The sequence below is a fragment of the Umezawaea sp. NPDC059074 genome (assembly GCF_042738955.1).
GTDB lineage: Bacteria > Actinomycetota > Actinomycetes > Mycobacteriales > Pseudonocardiaceae > Umezawaea.
Map to the genome: position 1 here is coordinate 83265 of NZ_JBHYHC010000014.1, position 17982 is coordinate 101246.

Annotated in this window: 17 protein-coding genes; 12 read left to right on the top strand and 5 right to left on the bottom strand. The window is 69.8% G+C overall.

Features of this window, described 5'->3' with window-relative positions; translation table 11 throughout:
* The first annotated feature begins 69 nt into the window (after positions 1-69).
* Positions 70-807, top strand: coding sequence for an SDR family NAD(P)-dependent oxidoreductase (locus ACFWW9_RS09945; RefSeq protein ID WP_390374034.1), 738 nt, complete (start codon positions 70-72; stop codon positions 805-807).
* Between the two features lie 47 nt (positions 808-854).
* Here ACFWW9_RS09945 and ACFWW9_RS09950 read toward each other — a convergent pair whose 3' ends face one another.
* Both ACFWW9_RS09950 and ACFWW9_RS09955 read right to left on the bottom strand, forming a co-directional pair.
* Positions 855-1946, bottom strand: a complete 1092-nt coding sequence (locus ACFWW9_RS09950) for an inositol-3-phosphate synthase (protein ID WP_390374037.1) — start codon at positions 1944-1946, stop codon at positions 855-857.
* Between the two features lie 50 nt (positions 1947-1996).
* Positions 1997-2542, bottom strand: a complete 546-nt coding sequence (locus tag ACFWW9_RS09955) for a PadR family transcriptional regulator (protein WP_390374040.1) — start codon at positions 2540-2542, stop codon at positions 1997-1999.
* Between the two features lie 164 nt (positions 2543-2706).
* Between ACFWW9_RS09955 and ACFWW9_RS09960 the strand changes: the two genes are divergently transcribed.
* The 4 genes from ACFWW9_RS09960 (at position 2707) to ACFWW9_RS09975 (ending at position 8313) form a co-directional block, all read left to right on the top strand.
* Positions 2707-3111: a DUF5318 domain-containing protein gene (locus ACFWW9_RS09960; protein WP_390374043.1), complete on the top strand. Its 405-nt coding sequence runs from the start codon at positions 2707-2709 to the stop codon at positions 3109-3111.
* A 601-nt stretch (positions 3112-3712) separates the two neighbouring features.
* Complete coding sequence (locus ACFWW9_RS09965) at positions 3713-6082, top strand: transglycosylase domain-containing protein (protein WP_390374046.1); 2370 nt, start codon at positions 3713-3715, stop codon at positions 6080-6082.
* A 97-nt stretch (positions 6083-6179) separates the two neighbouring features.
* Positions 6180-6644 carry a hypothetical protein gene (locus tag ACFWW9_RS09970; protein ID WP_390374049.1) on the top strand — a complete coding sequence of 155 codons (465 nt, stop codon included), beginning with the start codon at positions 6180-6182 and terminating at the stop codon, positions 6642-6644.
* Between the two features lie 106 nt (positions 6645-6750).
* On the top strand, positions 6751-8313 hold the full coding sequence (locus tag ACFWW9_RS09975) for a glycosyltransferase family 87 protein (RefSeq protein WP_390374051.1): 1563 nt from the start codon (positions 6751-6753) through the stop codon (positions 8311-8313).
* A gap of 40 nt (positions 8314-8353) precedes the next feature.
* Here ACFWW9_RS09975 and ACFWW9_RS09980 read toward each other — a convergent pair whose 3' ends face one another.
* Together ACFWW9_RS09980 and ACFWW9_RS09985 are read right to left on the bottom strand one after the other, a co-directional pair.
* On the bottom strand, positions 8354-9766 hold the full coding sequence (locus ACFWW9_RS09980) for a glycosyltransferase family 87 protein (RefSeq protein WP_390374054.1): 1413 nt from the start codon (positions 9764-9766) through the stop codon (positions 8354-8356).
* A 2-nt stretch (positions 9767-9768) separates the two neighbouring features.
* Complete coding sequence (locus tag ACFWW9_RS09985; RefSeq protein WP_390374057.1) at positions 9769-10539, bottom strand: deoxyribonuclease IV; 771 nt, start codon at positions 10537-10539, stop codon at positions 9769-9771.
* Between the two features lie 150 nt (positions 10540-10689).
* On the opposite strand from ACFWW9_RS09985, the gene ACFWW9_RS09990 reads away from it, so the two are divergent.
* The 6 genes from ACFWW9_RS09990 to dnaB all read left to right on the top strand — a co-directional run bounded on the left by ACFWW9_RS09990 (position 10690) and on the right by dnaB (position 15995).
* Positions 10690-11700: a hypothetical protein gene (locus ACFWW9_RS09990; protein ID WP_390374059.1), complete on the top strand. Its 1011-nt coding sequence runs from the start codon at positions 10690-10692 to the stop codon at positions 11698-11700.
* Positions 11701-11813: 113 nt separating this feature from the next.
* Positions 11814-12158, top strand: a complete 345-nt coding sequence (rpsF, locus tag ACFWW9_RS09995; protein WP_259629132.1) for a 30S ribosomal protein S6 — start codon at positions 11814-11816, stop codon at positions 12156-12158.
* 16 nt (positions 12159-12174) lie between these two features.
* Positions 12175-12681, top strand: a complete 507-nt coding sequence (locus tag ACFWW9_RS10000; protein ID WP_390374062.1) for a single-stranded DNA-binding protein — start codon at positions 12175-12177, stop codon at positions 12679-12681.
* A gap of 54 nt (positions 12682-12735) precedes the next feature.
* A complete protein-coding gene (rpsR, locus tag ACFWW9_RS10005; protein ID WP_106184952.1) occupies positions 12736-12975 on the top strand; it encodes a 30S ribosomal protein S18 in 240 nt (79 codons plus the stop codon).
* Between the two features lie 25 nt (positions 12976-13000).
* Positions 13001-13456: a 50S ribosomal protein L9 gene (gene rplI, locus ACFWW9_RS10010; protein ID WP_390374066.1), complete on the top strand. Its 456-nt coding sequence runs from the start codon at positions 13001-13003 to the stop codon at positions 13454-13456.
* Positions 13457-14018: 562 nt separating this feature from the next.
* Entirely contained in the window at positions 14019-15995 is a 1977-nt protein-coding gene (dnaB, locus tag ACFWW9_RS10015; protein ID WP_390374114.1) for a replicative DNA helicase, read from the top strand.
* Here dnaB and ACFWW9_RS10020 read toward each other — a convergent pair.
* The gene (locus ACFWW9_RS10020; protein ID WP_390374069.1) at positions 15992-16939 is read right to left on the bottom strand and encodes a helix-turn-helix transcriptional regulator; all 948 of its coding nucleotides are present in this window, start codon (positions 16937-16939) and stop codon (positions 15992-15994) included. The genes dnaB and ACFWW9_RS10020 overlap by 4 nt on opposite strands.
* A 146-nt stretch (positions 16940-17085) precedes the next feature.
* Between ACFWW9_RS10020 and ACFWW9_RS10025 the strand changes: the two genes are divergently transcribed.
* A complete protein-coding gene (locus tag ACFWW9_RS10025) occupies positions 17086-17976 on the top strand; it encodes an alpha/beta fold hydrolase (RefSeq protein WP_390374072.1) in 891 nt (296 codons plus the stop codon).
* The last annotated feature ends 6 nt before the right edge of the window (positions 17977-17982 follow it).

Consider the following 17982-nt stretch of genomic DNA (forward strand, 5'->3'; position numbering starts at 1 on the left):
CGGAAAACGCTGTCGAGGGCCGGAGAACGCCGAGGTCACACTCCCGTAAGAACCTCTAGGGTCCGAACCATGACTGATCGAGTTGCGGTGGTGACCGGGGCGGCGCAGGGCATGGGGCGGCGGATCGCCGAGGTGCTGCGGGGCGAGGGGTGCGCGGTGGTCGGGTTCGACCTGCTGGAGACCGACGGCGGGGTGACGGGCAACGTGGCCGACGCCGCGGACGTGACACGGCTGGCGGAGCACGTGCACGAGCGGTACGGCCGGGTCGACGTGCTGGTCAACAACGCGGGCATCGCCGGGATCGTGCCGTTCGAGGACACGTCCCTCGAGCTGTGGCAGCGGATCATGGAGGTCAACCTGACCGGGCCGTTCCTGCTCAGCCAGGCGTTCGGCCGCACGATGCTGGCGCAGGGCTCGGGCTCGATCGTCAACATCGCCTCGGTCGCGGGCCTCAGCGGCGTCGCGGACCGGGCGGCCTACAACACCAGCAAGCACGGCCTGATCGGCATGACCCGCACGCTCGCCGTCGAGTGGGGCGGGCGCGGGGTCCGGGTCAACGCCGTGTGCCCCGGCTGGGTCAAGACGGAGATGGACGTCGAGTCCCAGGCGGGCGGCCACTACGTCGACTCCGACATCACCGACCACGTGCCCGCGGGCCGGTTCGCCGTCCCGGACGACATCGCCCAGGCCGTCGCGTTCCTCGCCGACCCGGCGCGCAGCGGCTTCGTCAACGGCGTGGCGCTGCCCGTCGACGGCGGTTGGACCGCCGACGGCTCGTGGCAGGCGCTAAGGCTGTCGAAGCGCTAGACCCCCTGCGCCGCAGGACGACGGCCCTGCGGCGCACGGAGGCGCTCCTAGCGTTCCGCGTCGCCGCGGATGAAGCCCTCGACCGCGAGGTGCGCCTCGGAGTCCGAGTACTGCACCGGCGGGGACTTCATGAAGTACGACGACGCCGACAGGATCGGGCCGCCGATGCCGCGGTCCAGCGCGATCTTCGCGGCGCGCACGGCGTCGATGATGATGCCCGCAGAGTTCGGCGAGTCCCACACCTCGAGCTTGTACTCCAGGCTCAGCGGCACGTCGCCGAAGGCGCGGCCCTCCAGGCGCACGAACGCCCACTTGCGGTCGTCCAGCCACGCCACGTAGTCCGACGGGCCGATGTGGACGTTGCGCTTGCCGAGGTCGCGGTCGATCTGGGACGTCACGGCCTGCGTCTTGGAGACCTTCTTGGACTCCAGGCGCTCCAGTTCCTTCATGTTGAGGAAGTCCATGTTGCCGCCCACGTTCAGCTGCATGGTGCGGTCCAGTTGGACACCGCGGTCCTCGAAGAGCTTGGCCAGCACGCGGTGCGTGATGGTGGCGCCGACCTGGGACTTGATGTCGTCGCCGACGATCGGGACGCCCGCGGCGCGGAACTTCTCGGCCCACACCGGGTCGGAGGCGATGAACACGGGCAGGGCGTTGACGAACGCGACCTTGGCGTCGATCGCGGCCTGGGCGTAGAAGCGGTCCGCGTCCTCCGAGCCGACCGGCAGGTACGCGACCAGCACGTCGGCCTTGGTGTCGCGCAGCACCTGCACGACGTCGACCGGCTCCTCCTCGGACTCCTCGATGGTCTCCCGGTAGAACTTCCCGAGGCCGTCGTAGGTGTGGCCGCGCCGCACCGGCACGCCGAGGGGCGGCACGTCCGCGATCTTGATCGTGTTGTTCTCGCTGGCGCCGATCGCCTCGGACAGGTCGTAGCCGACCTTCTTGGCGTCGACGTCGAACGCGGCGACGAACTCGATGTCGCCGACGTGGTACTCGCCGAACTCGACGTGCATCAGTCCGGGCACCCTGGCGGACGCGTCGGCGTTCCGGTAGTACTCGACCCCCTGCACCAGCGACGCGGCGCAGTTGCCGACCCCGACGATGGCCACCCGAACAGTCCGGCGTTGTGCGCCCATGCCCAGTCCTCCTTGTGCTTCTGCTGTGGTTTCGCCCGCGAAAGCGGCGGTCACTCTTCGGTCTTCCGCTGCTCGGCCTGCTCGTGGGCGATGAGCTCGTTGAGCCACCGCACCTCGCGCTCGGTCGTGTCCAACCCCATGCGGTGCAGCTCACGGGTGTAGCGGTCGATCCGGTCGCTCGCGCTCCCCAACGTGGTGCGCAAGCCCTCCCTGCGCTCCTCGACCCGGCGCCGCCTGCCCTCCAGGATCCGCATCCTGATCTCGGCGGGCGTGCGGGAGAAGAACGCCATGTGGACGCCGAACGAGTCGTCGTCCCAGGTCTGCGGCCCCGTGTCGACCAGGAGCTCGGCGAACCGCTCCTTGCCCTCCGCGGTGATCCGGTAGACCTTCTTGGCCCGACGGCCCCAGGCCCGCACGTCCTCCTCGGGCAGCTCCTCGACGATGAGGTGGGCGCGTTGCAGGCGCCCCAGCGTCGGGTAGAGCGTGCCGTAGGAGAACGCCCGGAAAGCGCCCAGCAGCTCGTGCAGGCGCTTGCGGAGCTCGTAGCCGTGCATCGGCGCCTCGTGCAGGAGACCGAGGATGGCGAAATCGAGCACGAGTCACCTCCCTGCCTGAGCCCCGATGGGTGCTCTCAGTATATCGGCCCGATACATCAGCGCCTCCTGTTGAGTGTGTGCTGTGGCACACCGTGATATCGGATTCACCGACGCTGCCCTGAACGGACCACCGAAGGCGGGCGATCGCCCCGTACTCTTGTCCCGTGGTGACCCAACGACAGGTCGTGGACTACGCGTTGCAGCGCCGTGCGCTGCTCGCGGACGTGCACTCGGGTCGTGTGGGTACCATGGAAGTCTGCGATGCGAGTCCATACCTACTCCGAGCTGCGAAGTTCCACGGCAGACCGAGCGATGTGACGTGCCCGGTGTGCCGCAAGGAACCGCTGACTCTGGTGTCTTGGGTCTACGGCGAAGAGCTCAAGCACGCGGCCGGTTCGGCACGAACCGCCGACGAGCTCGGACGGATGGCGAACCTCTACGAGGAATTCACCGTGTACGTCGTGGAAGTCTGCCGCACATGTAGTTGGAACCACCTGGTGCAGTCATACGTCCTGGGAACGCGTGGTCTGAAAACTCAGAAGCCACGCCGGAGGACCGCGGCGGAGTGAACCCGCTCCACCCGCTGATCGCCGTAACCGAACAAGTGCGGTGTATGACCACCGAACCGCGCACGCCCGTGCGCCGGTCTGGGAGGGCCTTTTCGTGAACGACCAGCATGACGACAGGCACCGTGGCGGAGAGCCGCAGTGGCCGACCGGGGACGACCCGGACGGTGGTGCTGCGGGCAGGCGTCCCGGTGCCCAGGATCAGCCGGATGATCGAACCGGCGCTCGGAACCCGTCGCAAGGCGAGAACCGGCCCCCTCGACCGGGCACACCGCCCGGCAACGCCCCGCGCCCCCCGCAGGGCGGAGTGCCGCCGCGCCCCGGCGCGCGTCCCCCCACACCTCCCGGCGGCTTCGCCCGCCCACCGCAGGGCCCGCCGCCCGGCGGCGTGAACCAGGGCCCGCCGCCCCGCGGCCCGCAGGGTGGCCCCGTGCCGCCCGGCGGCCGTCCGCCCATGCCCCCGCCCGGCGGCCCGCGCAGGCCGCCGATGCCCCCACCGGGCGCGGGCGGTCCTCCGCCCCCCGGTGGTCGTCCCCCTCTGCCCCCCGGTGGTCCGGGGGGCCCTCCGCGTCCCGGCGGACCGAACGGTCCCGGCGGCCGCGCCGTGCCGCCACCGGCCACCAACAAGGCCGACGAGCTGACGGACCTGCTCCAGCCGGTGCAGCCCGCGGTGAAGCGCGAACCCGACCTGCTCACCCACCGCGAACCCGACGAGCCCGCGATCTTCTACGGCGACGAGGCCGCCGACGACGAGTACGAGGACGAGGAACTCCTGTCGGAGGAGGAAGAGCGCCGCTTGCGCAAGAAGAAGATCTGGCGCCGCGTGCGCCGCATCTCCTACGTCGCCGCGGGCCTGATGATCCTGACGCCCGTCGTCGCGTTCGCCATCGCCTACCAGGTCGTCGACGTCCCGCAGCCCGCGGACATCCAGGCGAAGCAGGACAAGTCGATCACGCTGCTCTACTCCGACGGCAGCGAGATGGCCAAGATCTCGCCCCCCGGCGCGAACCGCGAGGTGCTCAAACCCGAGGAGATCCCGGACGCCGTCAAGCACGCCGTCTTCGCGGCCGAGGACGCCAGCTTCGAGACGAACCCCGGCTTCGACACCAAGGCCATCGCCCGCGCCGTGTGGATCCAGGTCACCGGCGGCGAGAGCGGCGGCTCCGGTCTGACGCAGCAGTACATCAAGAAGGCCACCGAGGACGAGTCCCCCACGCTGTCCAGGAAGTTCACCGAGGTCGTCAAGGCCTACAAGATGAACAACCAGCAGTCCAAGGACGAGATCCTCACGGCCTACCTGAACACGATCTACAACGGGCGATCCGCGTTCGGCTTCAAGGCCGCCTCGCAGATGTACTACAAGAAGGACATCAAGGACCTCACCCCGTCCGAGTCCGCCCTGATCGCCGGTCTGATCCAGAACCCCAGCCGCTCGGAGGACGTCGAGTACGCGACCGGGCGCTGGAAGTTCGTGATGGGCCAGATGCTCGACAAGGGCTGGATCTCCAAGCAGGACTACGACACGGCGCAGTACCCGACGCCGCTGCCGTTCGCCGACACGCAGCAGAACGCCCTCGAGGGCGTGCGGGCGCACATCCAGGCCAAGGTCGAGGAGGAGATGGCCAAGGAGGGCGTCGACTTCCCGAAGGAGAAGGGCCTGAAGATCGGGTTCACGGTCCACACGACCATCGACCCGAAGATCCAGCTGGCGGCGGAAGAGGCCGTCAACGAGGTCATGGACGGCCAGCCCGAGGAGCTCAAGAACTCGCTGTCCGGCATCGACCCGGCCACCGGCGCCGTGCTCGCCTACTGGGCGGGCACCGACGAGGGCGGCTACGGCATCGACTACCAGACCGGCACCCTCCAGGAGCCGGGCTCGTCGTTCAAGCCGTTCGACCTGGTCGCCGCGCTGAAGAAGGGCAAGGGGCTCGCCGACACCTACGACGGCACGTCCCCCCGGAAGTTCGACGGCCGCGAGGTCCACAACTCCGGCGACGACAACCGGTGCGGCAAGCAGTGCACGATCCGCGAGGCGATGCGGCTGTCGGTCAACACCGTGTTCTACGACATGGTGCTGAACGACACGAACACCCAGACGGTCGCCGAAGCCGCGCACGAGGCGGGCATCCCCGAGCAGGCGCTCGGCCGCGACCTCCTGGTCGGTGAGGAGGGCGGCCCGCCGGACGCGAACATCTCGATCGGCGGTGGCAAGACGCTGGTCCGGCCGTTCGACATGACGTCCGCCTACGCGACCTTCGCGGCGCGCGGCACGTACAACGAGCCGTACTTCATCTCGAAGATCGAGGACCCGGCGGGCAAGCTGCTCTACCAGCACGCCGCCAAGCCGAAGCCCGCCTTCTCCAACGACCCGGAGGAGAGCGCGCAGATCGCGGACAACGTGACCGAGGCGCTCAAGGTCATCCCCAAGAGCTCCAACATCCCGTGCGCCGACAACCGCGACTGCGCGGGCAAGACCGGCACGCACGAGTTGCCCCAGAGCACGATCGAGTCGTCGAAGGCGTGGATGGTCGGCTACGCGCCGAACCTGGCCGCCGGTGTCTGGGTGGGCACCCAGGCGGGCACCGTCGCCCTCCGCGACAAGAACAACGGGATCGTCTTCGGCAGTGGTCTGCCGGGCAAGATCTGGCAGAAGTTCATGGACAAGGCACTCGCCCAGATGCCCGCCGAGAAGTTCGGCAAGGCGAAGCTGATGGGCAAGTCCGTGGAGACGACGTCGGTGTCCAAGCCGCCGCCGACCACCACGACCACGACCGACACCACGACCACCACGACGGACCCCAAGGACGACGAGGACAACGGCAAGCCGTCGACCACCACCGGCTCGTCCACCACGACGACCGGCAAGCCGCCGACCAACTGCTTCCCGCTGACCACCTGCAACCCCGGTGACCCCAGCGCCTCGACGAACGCCGGACCGGGCGGCGGAAAACCGCGAAATCCGAACGGTCCATAGCTCGTAGCCAGACCGCGTGACGAAGGCCCGACGCACCCGCGTCGGGCCTTCGTCGTTCCGGGGACGCGCCCGCCGAGCGCCTGGTAGGAGTGGGACCGTGAGAACTCGGGGAGCGCTTTCGGTGGCGGGCGTGCTGGCGGCGGTCGGCCTCACGACGATGTGCACGTCGCCCAAGGAGATCGCCTTGGAGGGCGCGACCGCCGAAGCCCGGACCCAGGCCGAGCGTGATCGGCACGAGCTGGAACTGAAGCTTCGCCGGGTTCCGCCCGCGGACAGCGAGGTCGCGAAAGAGGACACCGTCGCCCGGTTCGGGCCCGACAAGGCCTTCGGCAGCCGGGTGGTCCCCGGCGGCTTCGAGGTCGACGGGGTCTACTACGGGCGGAGGGACGCGGGCGGCGGTTGGGATGCCGAGCAGGCGTCGGTGCGGATGTGCGTGCGGTTCACCGCCCGACTGGGCGACCGGGCGACCGTGGCGCTGAGCGACGCCGATTGCCCGGTGACGCTACCGACCGCAGTGCCCGGCTACGGCAGCGTGACGCGGACGGTCACGCTCGCCGACTAGAGATCACACGTGCGGGTGGTGCGTGCTCGTGGGACGCACCACCCGCGCCGCACGAGTGCGCGGGAGTTGACCCCGACGTGATCAGGCAACCCGTAGCATCCGGCGGGTGTCCAGCCCATCGGATGTCCAGAGTGCCAACGCAGACGACACGGACTCGCTCGGCCCGGACGAGCGGGTCCTGCCGACGTGGACCGAGCCGCTGGCGAAACAGGCGAGTCGGCCGTTCGGCGGGCCGGTCGGCAGGCACGCGGCGATCGGGCGGCACTGGTTCTGGACGCCGTTGCGGGTCGTGCTGCTGCTGGCCGTCGTGACGTTGTCGCTCGCGTGGTTGCAGAAGTCCCCTTGCGTCCAGCAGTACGTGGACGAGAAGGGGCAGGTGCAGCTCGACTGGCGGGGGAGTCGTCAGTTCGTGGCGCTCTGCTACTCCGACATCGTGCCGCTGTACACGGCCGAGCGGATGGACCAGCCCGGCACGTTCCCCTACAAGACCTCGTGGATCGACGACGAGGGCAAGCCGACCGCGCACATCCGGTACATGGAGTACCCGGTGGTGACGGGCGTGTTCCAGTGGATCAACGCGCGGATGGCGCAGGGGTGGATCACCCTGGCGCAGTCCGGGTGGTTGCCCGCGCCGATGACGGTGATCGTCTACTTCGACATCACCGCGTTCTGGCTGGCGCTGGCGTGGTTGGCGACGGCGTGGGCGGTCGCCCGGCTGGCGCGGCGCAGGGTGTGGGACGCGGCGATCGTGGCGTTGTCGCCGCTGGTCATCGTGCACGCGTTCACGAACTTCGACACGATCGCGACCGCGTTCGCCACGACCGGCATGCTGGCGTGGGCGCGGAAGAAACCGGTGCTGGCCGGCGTGCTGCTCGGGCTGGGCGGCGCGGCGAAGCTGTACCCGCTGTTCCTGCTCGGGCCGTTGCTGCTGCTGTGCTGGCGGTCCGACCGGATCCGCGAGGGCATGACGACCGTAGCGGCGACGCTGGCCACGTGGGCGGCGGTGAACCTGCCGATCGCGCTGCTCTACCGGCCGGGCTGGCAGGAGTTCTTCCGGCTCAACACCGAGCGCGGCGCCGACCCGGACTCGCTGTACAACGTGGTGGCGCAGTGGACCGGCTGGCAGGGCTTCGACCCCGGCCTGACGCAGGGGCAGGTGCCGGAGGGGCTCAACACCGTGAGCGCGGTCCTGTTCGTCCTGTGCTGCGCAGGAGTCGGGTTCATCGCGCTGTCCGCGCCGACGAGACCGCGGCTGGCGCAGCTGGCGTTCCTCGTGGTGGCGGCGTTCCTGCTGACCAACAAGGTGTGGAGCCCGCAGTACTCGCTCTGGCTGGTGCCGCTGGCGGTGCTGGCGATCCCGCGCTGGAAGCTGCTGATCGCGTGGATGGCGCTCGACGCGCTGGTGTGGGTGCCGCGGATGTTCTTCTACCTCGGCACGGACAACAAGGGCCTGCCGATCGACTGGTTCCTCGGGGCCGTGCTGCTGCGCGACGCGGCCGTGGTCCTGCTGTGCGTCCTGGTCGTGCGGGAGGTCTACCGGCCGTCGCTGGACCTGGTCCGCCGCTCCGGCGAGGACGACCCGGCGGGCGGTTTCCTGGACGGCGCGCCGGACAAGCGGGTGCTGAGACTGCCCAAGCGCCGCGAGCCCGCGCACCAGATGCAGAGCTAGATCCGTCCGGGGAGGGCCCTCGGGCCCTCCCCGGTGGACGTCAGACCTTGTACGCGGGAAGGTGGTCGAGCACCGGGCTGCCCTCGTCGTTCGAGGTCACGGTGTCGCGGGACCGCAGGAACACGTAGAACAGCGCCACCAGCAGCGCCGCCCGGCCCCACACGCCGATCACCACGGCCTGCGCGGAGAACCCGTCGTAGATGCCCGCGGGCTGGCCGAACTCGATGGCGTAGTACCAGCGGAAGATACCGATGCCCATCGCCAGGTCCGCGGCGAAGTACGCGAACGCCCACCCCAGCGGGATGCGCATCAGCACGAACATCGGCACCAGCCAGAGCGTGTACTGCGGCGAGTGCACCTTGTGCAGCAGCAGGAACCCGCACAGCATCGCGGCGGACACCGGGATCCACGGGTACACGCCCTCGCGCTGGTACCGGCGCCAGCCGACCCAGGCCGCGATGATGAACGACAGGGCCATGCACACCGGCGACAGGACGCTGACCAGCGACTGCATCGTGTCGTCCGACATGAACGGCCGCATGCCCCAGTACCAGATGGAGTTCGTCGTGATGTCGACCCGGCGCTGGCCCTGGAACTCGAACGACGCCAGCCAGCCCTGGTAGCCGAACAGCGCGAACGGCAGGTTGACCAGCACCACGGTGACGATCGACGCCAACGCGACCTTCACCATGCCCGACCAGTCGTACCGCTTGCCCGCGGGCAGCTCCTGACCGCGCCAGCCGCCGGTGAGGACGTACAGCATCAGCGGCAGCACGAACAGCGCCGGGTAGATCTTGAACGCGAACCCGATCCCCAGCAGCACGGACGCGGCGACGGCCCGGTCGAGCAGCGGCCGGTCGGCCCCGCGCTTGCCCCACCCTCGGTGCACCACGTAGACCGCCGCGACCGCGCACAGCACGACCGGCAGGTCCCAGTTGTGGAACGCGTAGAGCACCAGCGGCGGCCCGATCGCCCACAGCAGCGCGCGCCAGCGGGACAGCTTGCCGAGCAGCCACGCCGTCGCCAGCCCGAACGGGGCCATGAGCAGCGCGGAGAACAGCAGGAACCCGGCGTCGGTGTCGGTGAAGATCGCGCCCGCCCAGATGAGCAGGCCGGTCAGCACCGGGTACTCGACGCTGCCGCCGATGAGCGTGCCCTTGGCGTTGATGGCGCCGTGGACGTACGGGAACACGTGCCGGTCGACGTCGCGGCCGATCCACAGGTGCTGGATGTCCGAGTAGCAGACGTCCTGCTTGTTCCGCTTCTCGTAGTCCGGCTGGCTGCGGCCCCACTGGTCGAACGACGGCCCCGTGCACCGGTCCTTGTTGACGAAGCCGATGAGCAGGGTGAGGCCGCAGAGCAGCACGAGCACCGCCATGGCGGCACGCGTGAAGTGGTTGGACCGAGGCCCGTCGACGTGCTCGGGCACAGCGGCCACCACTTCCTGAGCCATGCTCACCGGCCGAGGTGCTCGCGCAGGAACGCGATGTCGGCGGCTTGGCCCTCGTCGGGTGTCTCCACCACGGCGGGGGCGTCGGCGGCCGCCAGCACGGCGACCAGCTGTTCGGGCGGGATGGTCCCGGTCGCGATGTTCGCGTGCCGGTCGCGGGACGAGGCGAACTCGTCGCGCGAGCTGTTGAGGTGCACCAGGTCGATGCGGCCGGTGATGGCCTTGACCCGCTCGACGATGTCGACCAGGTCCTCCCCGGCGGCGAACGCGTGGCAGGTGTCCAGGCAGAAGCCGGCGCCGAAGTCGCCGACCTCGTCCCACAGCCGCTTGAGCGCGTCGAACCGGCGCGCCATGGCGTTGTCGCCGCCCGCGGTGTTCTCGATCAGGATCGGCACGGCGAAGCCGCCGGACTCGGCCTGGCGCTCGAACAGCTTGCGCCAGTTCGCGAACCCCTCCGCGGGGTCCTCGCCCTTGGTGACGTGGCCGCCGTGGACGATCAGCCCCTTGGCGCCGACGGCCTTGGCGGCCTCGGCGTGCTGGGTGACCCCCTTGCGGGAGGGGATCCGGATGCGGTTGTTGAGGGACGCCACGTTGAGCACGTACGGCGAATGGATGAAGACGGTGATGTCCGAGGCGAGCAGCTCGGCGGTCTGCGGGTGCGGTTTGGGGGCTTTCCAGCCCTGCGGGTCGGCCAAGAAGAACTGGACGACTTCCGCGCCACGGTCCGCCGCGGCGCCGAGCGGGTCGTCGTCGCGGACATGAGCCCCGATGCGCATGACCATGCAGGGTAGTCGGCGGCGGTAATGCCCCGCCGCCCCACCGTCGATATGACGGTCGGGGGACGAATGTCAAACACCACGTGGACTGCGTCACCACCAGGACCTACGCTCGTTACTTGGAAGTAGGAAACGATGGGGAGGCAGGACATGCGGACCCGACTCACCCGGTTGCTCGGTGCGGCCGCCGTGGCCCTCGTGGTCGGCGTGCTCAGCGCCGCCGCAGGTCAGGGCACTGCCGTCGCCGCCGAACCGGTGGTCGTGGGCAGCTGCCGGACCACGATCGAGGGCGCTCCCGGCACCCCGGTGTCGCTGAGCCCCGGCGCCGTGGTCGACCCCGTGGTCAACCTGGTCCGCGCGGTCCCGCTGCTCGGCCCGCCGCTGGCGGACCCGCTGCGCCAGGCGTTCACGTCGCTGCCGCCGATCCCGATCGGCGCGATCCCCACCGGCTCCGGCTTCATCACCGGCGGCGACATCGCGAACAAGGTCGTCGGCGAGCTCTCCAAGATCCCGCTGCTCGGCCCGGTCATCGGCACGCTGAGCGCGTCGGTCCAGCAGACCCTGTCCGCGACCTGCGGCGTCACGGTCAAGGGCGTCAACGCCGTCGTGGCGCCCGTGCAGGACGGCACCAGCGCCATCGCGGACGCCTCGCAGGGGCTCGTGGAGCAGATCGTCCCCGGCGCGGGGCAGCCGCAGACGCCCCCGCCCGGCGGGCAGCCGTCCACCGGCCAGCCGGGCACCGGCGGCACCCCCGGCACCGGGACGGGCTCCACGCCCGGCCAGCCCGGTCCCGGCAGCATCTTCAGCCCGGTCGGCGGCGTCGGCGCGGGCGACCTCCAGCTCTACGGCCCGCAGGGGCTCGGCGCGAACTTCGGCCGCGTGCCGCTGTTCGGCTACGGCTCGCTGCCGTTCGCGACGCCCGGCCTGTTCTCGCCGTCGCCCGGCGTCCGCTACGGCGGCCAGGTGCCCGGCTACACGCCCGGCTACGGGCTGCCGACGACGGATTCGGCGAACGTGCAGACCGCCGGTCGGGCCCAGGCGCTGCCCGGCACCGGGAAGATGGGCGGCGTGGCCGCTCCGGTGCTGCTCGCGGTGCTCGCGCTGTCCTGCGTGACCGGCGCGCTCGTGCGCACGTGGGTGCTCCGCCGTTCAGCGGCTTGACCCTGGTAATCGACCCCTGCTACTCGCTGTTACCCTGGACGGGTTGCTGACGCGACGACCCTCCTGCCACGGATAGTCCGTGGCCGCGAGTCCACAGGAGGTGAGTGGTCCTCATGCGTCATTATGAAGTGATGGTCATCCTTGACCCCAGTCTCGACGAGCGCACTGTCGCACCGTCGCTGGACAACTTTCTCAACGTCATCCGCACCACTGGCGGGAACGTGGAGAAGGTGGAGGTCTGGGGCAAGCGCCGGTTGAGCTTCGAGATCAACAAGAGCAGCGAGGGCATCTACGCCGTCCTCGACCTCACCTCGACTCCCGACGCGGTGAAGGAACTGGACCGCCAGCTGGGCCTGCAGGAGACGGTGCTGCGGACCAAGGTCATGCGGCGCCACCCCCCGAAGTCCACGAAGGCTTCGGCGAAGGCGGCCAAGAACGCCGCCAAGGCCAAGGTCTGAGGCAGGGGCTCCCGACATGGCTGGCGAGACGACGATCACGGTGGTCGGAAACCTGACCGCCGATCCCGAACTGCGCTTCACCCAGTCCGGCGCCGCGGTGGCGAGCTTCACCGTGGCGTCCACTCCCCGCACGTTCGACAAGGCGTCGGGCGAGTGGAAGGACGGGGACGCGCTGTTCCTGCGGTGCAACGTGTGGCGCCAGGTCGCGGAGAACGTGGCCGAGTCGCTCACCCGTGGTTCGCGTGTGCTCGTGTCCGGGCGGCTGCGCCAGCGTTCCTTCGAGACGAAGGAAGGCGAGAAGCGCACCGTCATGGAGCTGGAGGTCGACGAGATCGGCCCCTCGCTGCGCTACGCGACCGCGAAGGTCAACAAGGTCAGCCGTGGCGGGGGTGAGGGCGGCGGCTTCGGCGGCGGCTCCTCGGCACCCCGTGGCGGCGGTGGCGCTCCCGCTGACGACCCCTGGGGCTCCGCCCCGGCGGCGAGCAACAGCGGCGGCGGCTTCGCCGACGAGCCCCCCTTCTAGACCGCGCACCGGTCACCCAGACAACCCACACCGCGTTAACCCAGGAGCTAACACATGGCCAAGCCGCCTGTGCGCAAGCCCAAGAAGAAGGTCTGCGCCTTCTGCAAGGACAAGAGCGCCACTCAGATCGACTACAAAGACACCACCATGCTGCGGAAGTTCATCTCCGACCGCGGCAAGATCCGCGCGCGCCGCGTGACGGGCAACTGCTCGCAGCACCAGCGCGACGTCGCCATCGCCGTGAAGAACTCGCGCGAGATGGCACTGCTGCCCTACACCTCGACCGCCCGCTAACTCAGAGAGAGACGGAGCCCAGATCATGAAGCTCATCCTCACTGCGGACGTGAGCGGCCTTGGCGGCCCCGGCGACATCGTCGAGGTCAAGGACGGTTACGGACGCAACTACCTGCTGCCCCGCGGTCTGGCCATCGTGGCCACCAAGGGTGCGGCCAAGCAGGTCGAGGTCATCCGCCGTGCCCAGGAGACGCGCCGCGTGCGCGACCTGGACCACGCCAAGGAGATCAAGGCCGCGCTCGAGGGTCTCGGCGCCGTGGCGCTGAAGGCCAAGTCCGCCAAGGGCTCGGGCAAGCTGTTCGGCTCGGTCACCACGTCCGACGTCGTGTCCGCCGTGCGTTCCGCCGGTGGCCCGACGCTGGACAAGCGCGCCATCGAGCTGGCCGGTCACATCAAGACGACCGGGCACCACGCGGTGACCGTCCGGCTGCACCCGGAGGTCACGGTCTCGCTCTCGGTGGACGTGTCCTCCGCCAGCTGAGCACCGCTGTTCGACCGCTGACAGCGCCGTTCGCCCGGTTCGCCGGGCGGGCGGCGCTGTCGCTCGTTCGTCGTAGTGCTCGGGTGACCGACGCCTGTGGACAGCCGCTGTGACACGTGGCGCGCGACACGCCGAAAGGGCAGTTACACGCGACACGCCGCGCCCATGACCAACAACTTTTTCCACAAGTTGTACACAGGCCCTGAGCTGGGGCTATTTCTGTCACGCCCCAAGTTGTACACAGGTTGTCCCCACCTTGTCGGCTCGGTGTGGCCAGATAGCGCGGATCATCCACAACCTGTCCACCGACTTGTCCACAGGCAGGTTTGCTTGCTCCAGTCGGGTGGCTCTAGCGTCCGAGGCACAACCCCGGTCCTCGCTGTGAGTTGCGGACAGTGCTGCGAAGAACTGTCGGTGCCTCGGGGTACAACGGACCTTGGACAGCTCGATGCGTGGAGGTGAGGGCGCGGTGGCGCTGGTGGACGACCGAGGGATGGCCGAACCCAGCTTCGAACGGCAGCCCCCTCAGGACCTGGCCGCGGAGCAGTCGGTCCTGGGCGGCATGCTGCTGAGCAAGGACGCCATCGCCGACGTCATCGAGGCGCTCGCGCCGACGGACTTCTACCGGCCCGCGCACCAGGCCGTGTACGACTGCATCCTCGACCTGTACGGCCGCGGCGAGCCCGCCGACCCGATCACCGTGTCCGCGGAGCTGGAGCGCCGGGGCGAGCTGCTGCGCGTCGGCGGGGCCCCGTACCTGCACACGCTGATCGCGACCGTGCCGACGGCGGCCAACGCCGGGTACTACGCGGAGATCGTGGCCGAGAAGGCCGTCCTGCGCAGGCTCGTGGAGGCCGGGACGCGCATCGTGCAGCTCGGCTACAACGGCGCCGAGGGCGCGGACGTGGACGAGGTCGTCGACCGGGCCCAGGCCGCCATCTACGAGGTGACCGACCGGCGCACGACCGAGGACTACGTGGCGCTGGAGGACCTGCTCCAGCCGACCATGGACGAGATCGACGCCATCGCCTCGCGCGGCGGCAACTCGCGCGGCATCCCGACCGGGTTCGCGGACCTCGACGAGCTGACCAACGGCCTGCACCCCGGCCAGATGATCATCGTCGCGGCGCGCCCCGGTGTCGGCAAGGCGCTGGCGCTCGACACCCCGCTGCCCACGCCGACCGGCTGGACGACCATGGGGTCCGTCGAGGTCGGCGACCGGCTGATGGGCGCCGACGGCAGGCCGACCAGGGTCGTCGCGGCGACCGAGGTGATGGTCGACCGGCCGTGCTTCGACGTCGAGTTCAGCGACGGCACGGTGATCACGGCCGACGCGCAGCACCAGTGGCTGACCGAGTCGTGCAGCGCCACCGGCGGGTTCTGGGCGATCCGCACCACCGAGCAGCTCCACCGCAGCAGCGCGCGGCACTCCGTGCGGCTCGCCTCCGGCTGGACCCTGCCCCACGCCGACCTGCCGTTGGAGCCCCGCGCGCTCGGCGCGTTCCTCGTGGGCGTCGGCGAGCTGGCGTTCGTGGAGTCGGAGCTGACCGACGACGAGGTGCACACCGCCAAGGAGCTCGGTCTGGCGGACGAGCCCCACATCCCCGTCGAGTACCTGCGGGCGAGCCACGCCCAGCGCCGGGAGCTGCTGGACGCGCTGCTGGTGGGCGACTCGCTCGGCACCCGCTTCGTGCGCCTGGCCCGCGACATCGCCGAGCTGCTGCGGACGGTGGGCGGCGACCGCGTCGACGTCGTCGCCGTGCGGCCGGTCGAGAGCGTCCCGGTGCGGTGCGTGGAGGTCGACAACCACGACCACATGTACCTCGCCGGCCCGACGATGATCCCGACCCACAACTCCACCCTGGGCCTCGACTTCGCCCGGTCGTGCTCCATCAAGCACGGCCTCACCAGCGCCATCTTCTCGCTCGAAATGAGCCGGACCGAGATCGTCATGCGCATGCTCTCCGCCGAGGCCAAGATCCGCCTCGGCGACATGCGAGGCGGCAAGATGAGCGACGACGACTGGACCAGGCTGGCCCGCCGGATGAGCGAGATCAGCGAGGCCCCGATCTTCGTCGACGACTCGCCGAACCTGACGATGATGGAGATCCGCGCCAAGGCCAGGCGGCTCAAGCAGCGCCACGACCTGAAGCTCGTCGTCGTCGACTACCTCCAGCTGATGTCCTCGGGCAAGCGCACCGAGTCACGCCAGCAGGAGGTCTCGGAGTTCTCCCGAAACCTCAAGCTCATCGCCAAGGAGCTGGAGGTGCCGGTGATCGCGATCAGCCAGCTGAACCGCGGTCCGGAACAGCGCACCGACAAGAAGCCGATGCTGTCCGACCTCCGCGAGTCCGGCTCGCTGGAGCAGGACGCGGACATGGTCATCATGATCAACCGCCCGGACGCCTGGGAACGCGACGACCCGCGCGCGGGCGAGGCCGACCTCATCATCGCCAAGCACCGCGCCGGCCCGACCGCCACCATCGTCGTCGCCCACCAGCTCCACTACAGCCGCTTCACGGACCTGGCGCACAGCTAGGAGTACCGCTCGGCGAGCGTGCGGCCGATCGCGGCCAGGTGGTCGCGCACGCCCGGCGGGCCGGTCACCTCGACCCACTCGACCAGCCCGGCGAGTTCACCGGCGAGCATGTGCTCGTCGCGGCCGCGGAGCACGACCTCGACGCGGCCGTCGGGCGTGGGGCCGCCCACTTCGAGCCGACCGCCGAAGCCGATCCGGAGCACGCCCACGCCCTCGAGCGTGCACACCGCCTGGACCTCCAGGGGTGTGCGCCGGCGGTCGACCTCGTCGGCGATCTCGCGCCAGCTCTCGGCGAGGTCGAAGTCCTCCGGTCGGTCCACGGGGTCGCCGGTCGGGTCGACGGACGACACGCGGTCGACCCGGAAGGTCCGCCTGCCCGCGTCGGTGGCGCAGACGAGGTACCACGACGGGCCTTTGGCCACGACGCCCAGCGGGTGGACGGTCCTCTCGGTGTCGACGCCCTTGCCGTCGACGTAGCCGAGCCGCACCTGGACGCCGCGGATCACCGCGTCCTGGAGGTCGTCGAGGAAGCGCGGCGGCCGGTGCTCGGCCCGGCTCGACCCCCACCGCCGCGGGTCCACGACCACCGACGACGCCGCGGCCTCGGCCTGCTCCCGGAAGGGCTCCGGCAGGGCGTGGACGAGCTTGCGCAGTGCCGCTTTCACGGTCGGCGTCGCGGCCGAGGCCGGGCCCGCGACCAGGAACAGGGCGCGGGCCTCGCTCGCGGTCAACCCGGACAGGTCGGTGCGGGCGCCGCCCACGAGCCGCCAACCGCCGCCCCGGCCCTGCACCGAGTACACGGGCACCCCCGCCATGGCCAGTGCGTCGAGGTCGCGGCGGGCGGTGCGCTCGCCGATCTCCAGTTCTCGGGCTACCTCCGCCGCCGTCACCTGCTCGCGCCGTTGCAGCATCAGCAGGATGGCCACCAGCCGGTCGGTTCGCACGACGGCCAGAATTCCACGAAAACCGGTCACGAGGTGACCGGTTTCGGTCGGCAGGATGTCGTCACCTGAACCGACCGAGTGAAAGAGGAAGTCCCATTTCCACTCCAGCCGATTTCCCCGAGCCCACCCTTGTCGCGGTCAACGGGGTGGAGCTCGAAGTCTTCGAAGCGGGCGGGCACAACGCCGGAAAGCCCGTCGTGCTCTGCCACGGCTGGCCAGAGCACGCCTTTTCCTGGCGCCACCAGATTCCCGTCCTGGTCGAGGCGGGCTACCACGTCATCGTCCCCAACCAGCGGGGCTACGGGAACTCGTCCCGTCCGTCCGAGGTCACGGCCTACGACATCGAGCACCTGTCGGGTGACCTCGTCGCGCTGCTCGACCACTACGGCTACGAGGAGGCCACCTTCATCGGCCACGACTGGGGCGCGGCAGTCGTCTGGGGCCTGACCCTGCTGCACCCGCACCGGGTGACCAGGGTGGTGAACCTCAGCCTGCCCTACCAGGAACGCGGCGAGATCCCGTGGATCGAGTTCATGGAGGCCGTGCTGGGCGGCGACTTCTACTTCGTCCACTTCAACCGGCAGCCGGGTGTCGCGGACGCCGTGTTCGACGAGAACGCGGCCCGGTTCCTGCGCAACGTCTACCGGAAGAACCAGCCCCCGGCGGAGCCGCGACCGGGAATGGCGTTCATCGACCTGGCCCGTGCGGAAGAACCTCTCGGTGAGCCCGTGATGAGCGAGGAGGAATTGGCGGTCTACGTTTCCGCTTTCGAATCCTCGGGGTTCACCGGTGGCGTCAACTGGTACCGGAACCTCGACCGCAACTGGCACCAACTGGCGGACGCGGACCCGATCGTCCACCAGCCCACGCTCATGGTCTACGGCGGCCGGGACTCGATCGCGCAGTCCCCGACCCTGGCGGACTTCGTGCCGAACGTGGACGTGGTCACGCTGGACTGCGGCCACTGGATCCAGCAGGAGAAGCCCGAGGAGACCAACCAGGTGATCCTGCGGTGGTTGGAGGAACAGGACTCGTGACGACTT

What these genes read in the sequence shown, in the direction of transcription:
- rplI (WP_390374066.1), top strand. Translation starts at nt 13,001, where the DNA reads ATGAAGCTCATCCTCACTGCGGACGTGAGCGGCCTTGGCGGCCCCGGC.
- rpsR (WP_106184952.1), top strand. Translation starts at nt 12,736, where the DNA reads ATGGCCAAGCCGCCTGTGCGCAAGCCCAAGAAGAAGGTCTGCGCCTTC.
- dnaB (WP_390374114.1), top strand. Translation starts at nt 14,019, where the DNA reads ATGCTGCTGAGCAAGGACGCCATCGCCGACGTCATCGAGGCGCTCGCG.
- ACFWW9_RS09980 (WP_390374054.1), bottom strand. Translation starts at nt 9,766, where the DNA reads ATGGCTCAGGAAGTGGTGGCCGCTGTGCCCGAGCACGTCGACGGGCCT.
- ACFWW9_RS09990 (WP_390374059.1), top strand. Translation starts at nt 10,690, where the DNA reads ATGCGGACCCGACTCACCCGGTTGCTCGGTGCGGCCGCCGTGGCCCTC.
- ACFWW9_RS09945 (WP_390374034.1), top strand. Translation starts at nt 70, where the DNA reads ATGACTGATCGAGTTGCGGTGGTGACCGGGGCGGCGCAGGGCATGGGG.
- rpsF (WP_259629132.1), top strand. Translation starts at nt 11,814, where the DNA reads ATGCGTCATTATGAAGTGATGGTCATCCTTGACCCCAGTCTCGACGAG.
- ACFWW9_RS09985 (WP_390374057.1), bottom strand. Translation starts at nt 10,539, where the DNA reads ATGCGCATCGGGGCTCATGTCCGCGACGACGACCCGCTCGGCGCCGCG.
- ACFWW9_RS10000 (WP_390374062.1), top strand. Translation starts at nt 12,175, where the DNA reads ATGGCTGGCGAGACGACGATCACGGTGGTCGGAAACCTGACCGCCGAT.
- ACFWW9_RS09950 (WP_390374037.1), bottom strand. Translation starts at nt 1,946, where the DNA reads ATGGGCGCACAACGCCGGACTGTTCGGGTGGCCATCGTCGGGGTCGGC.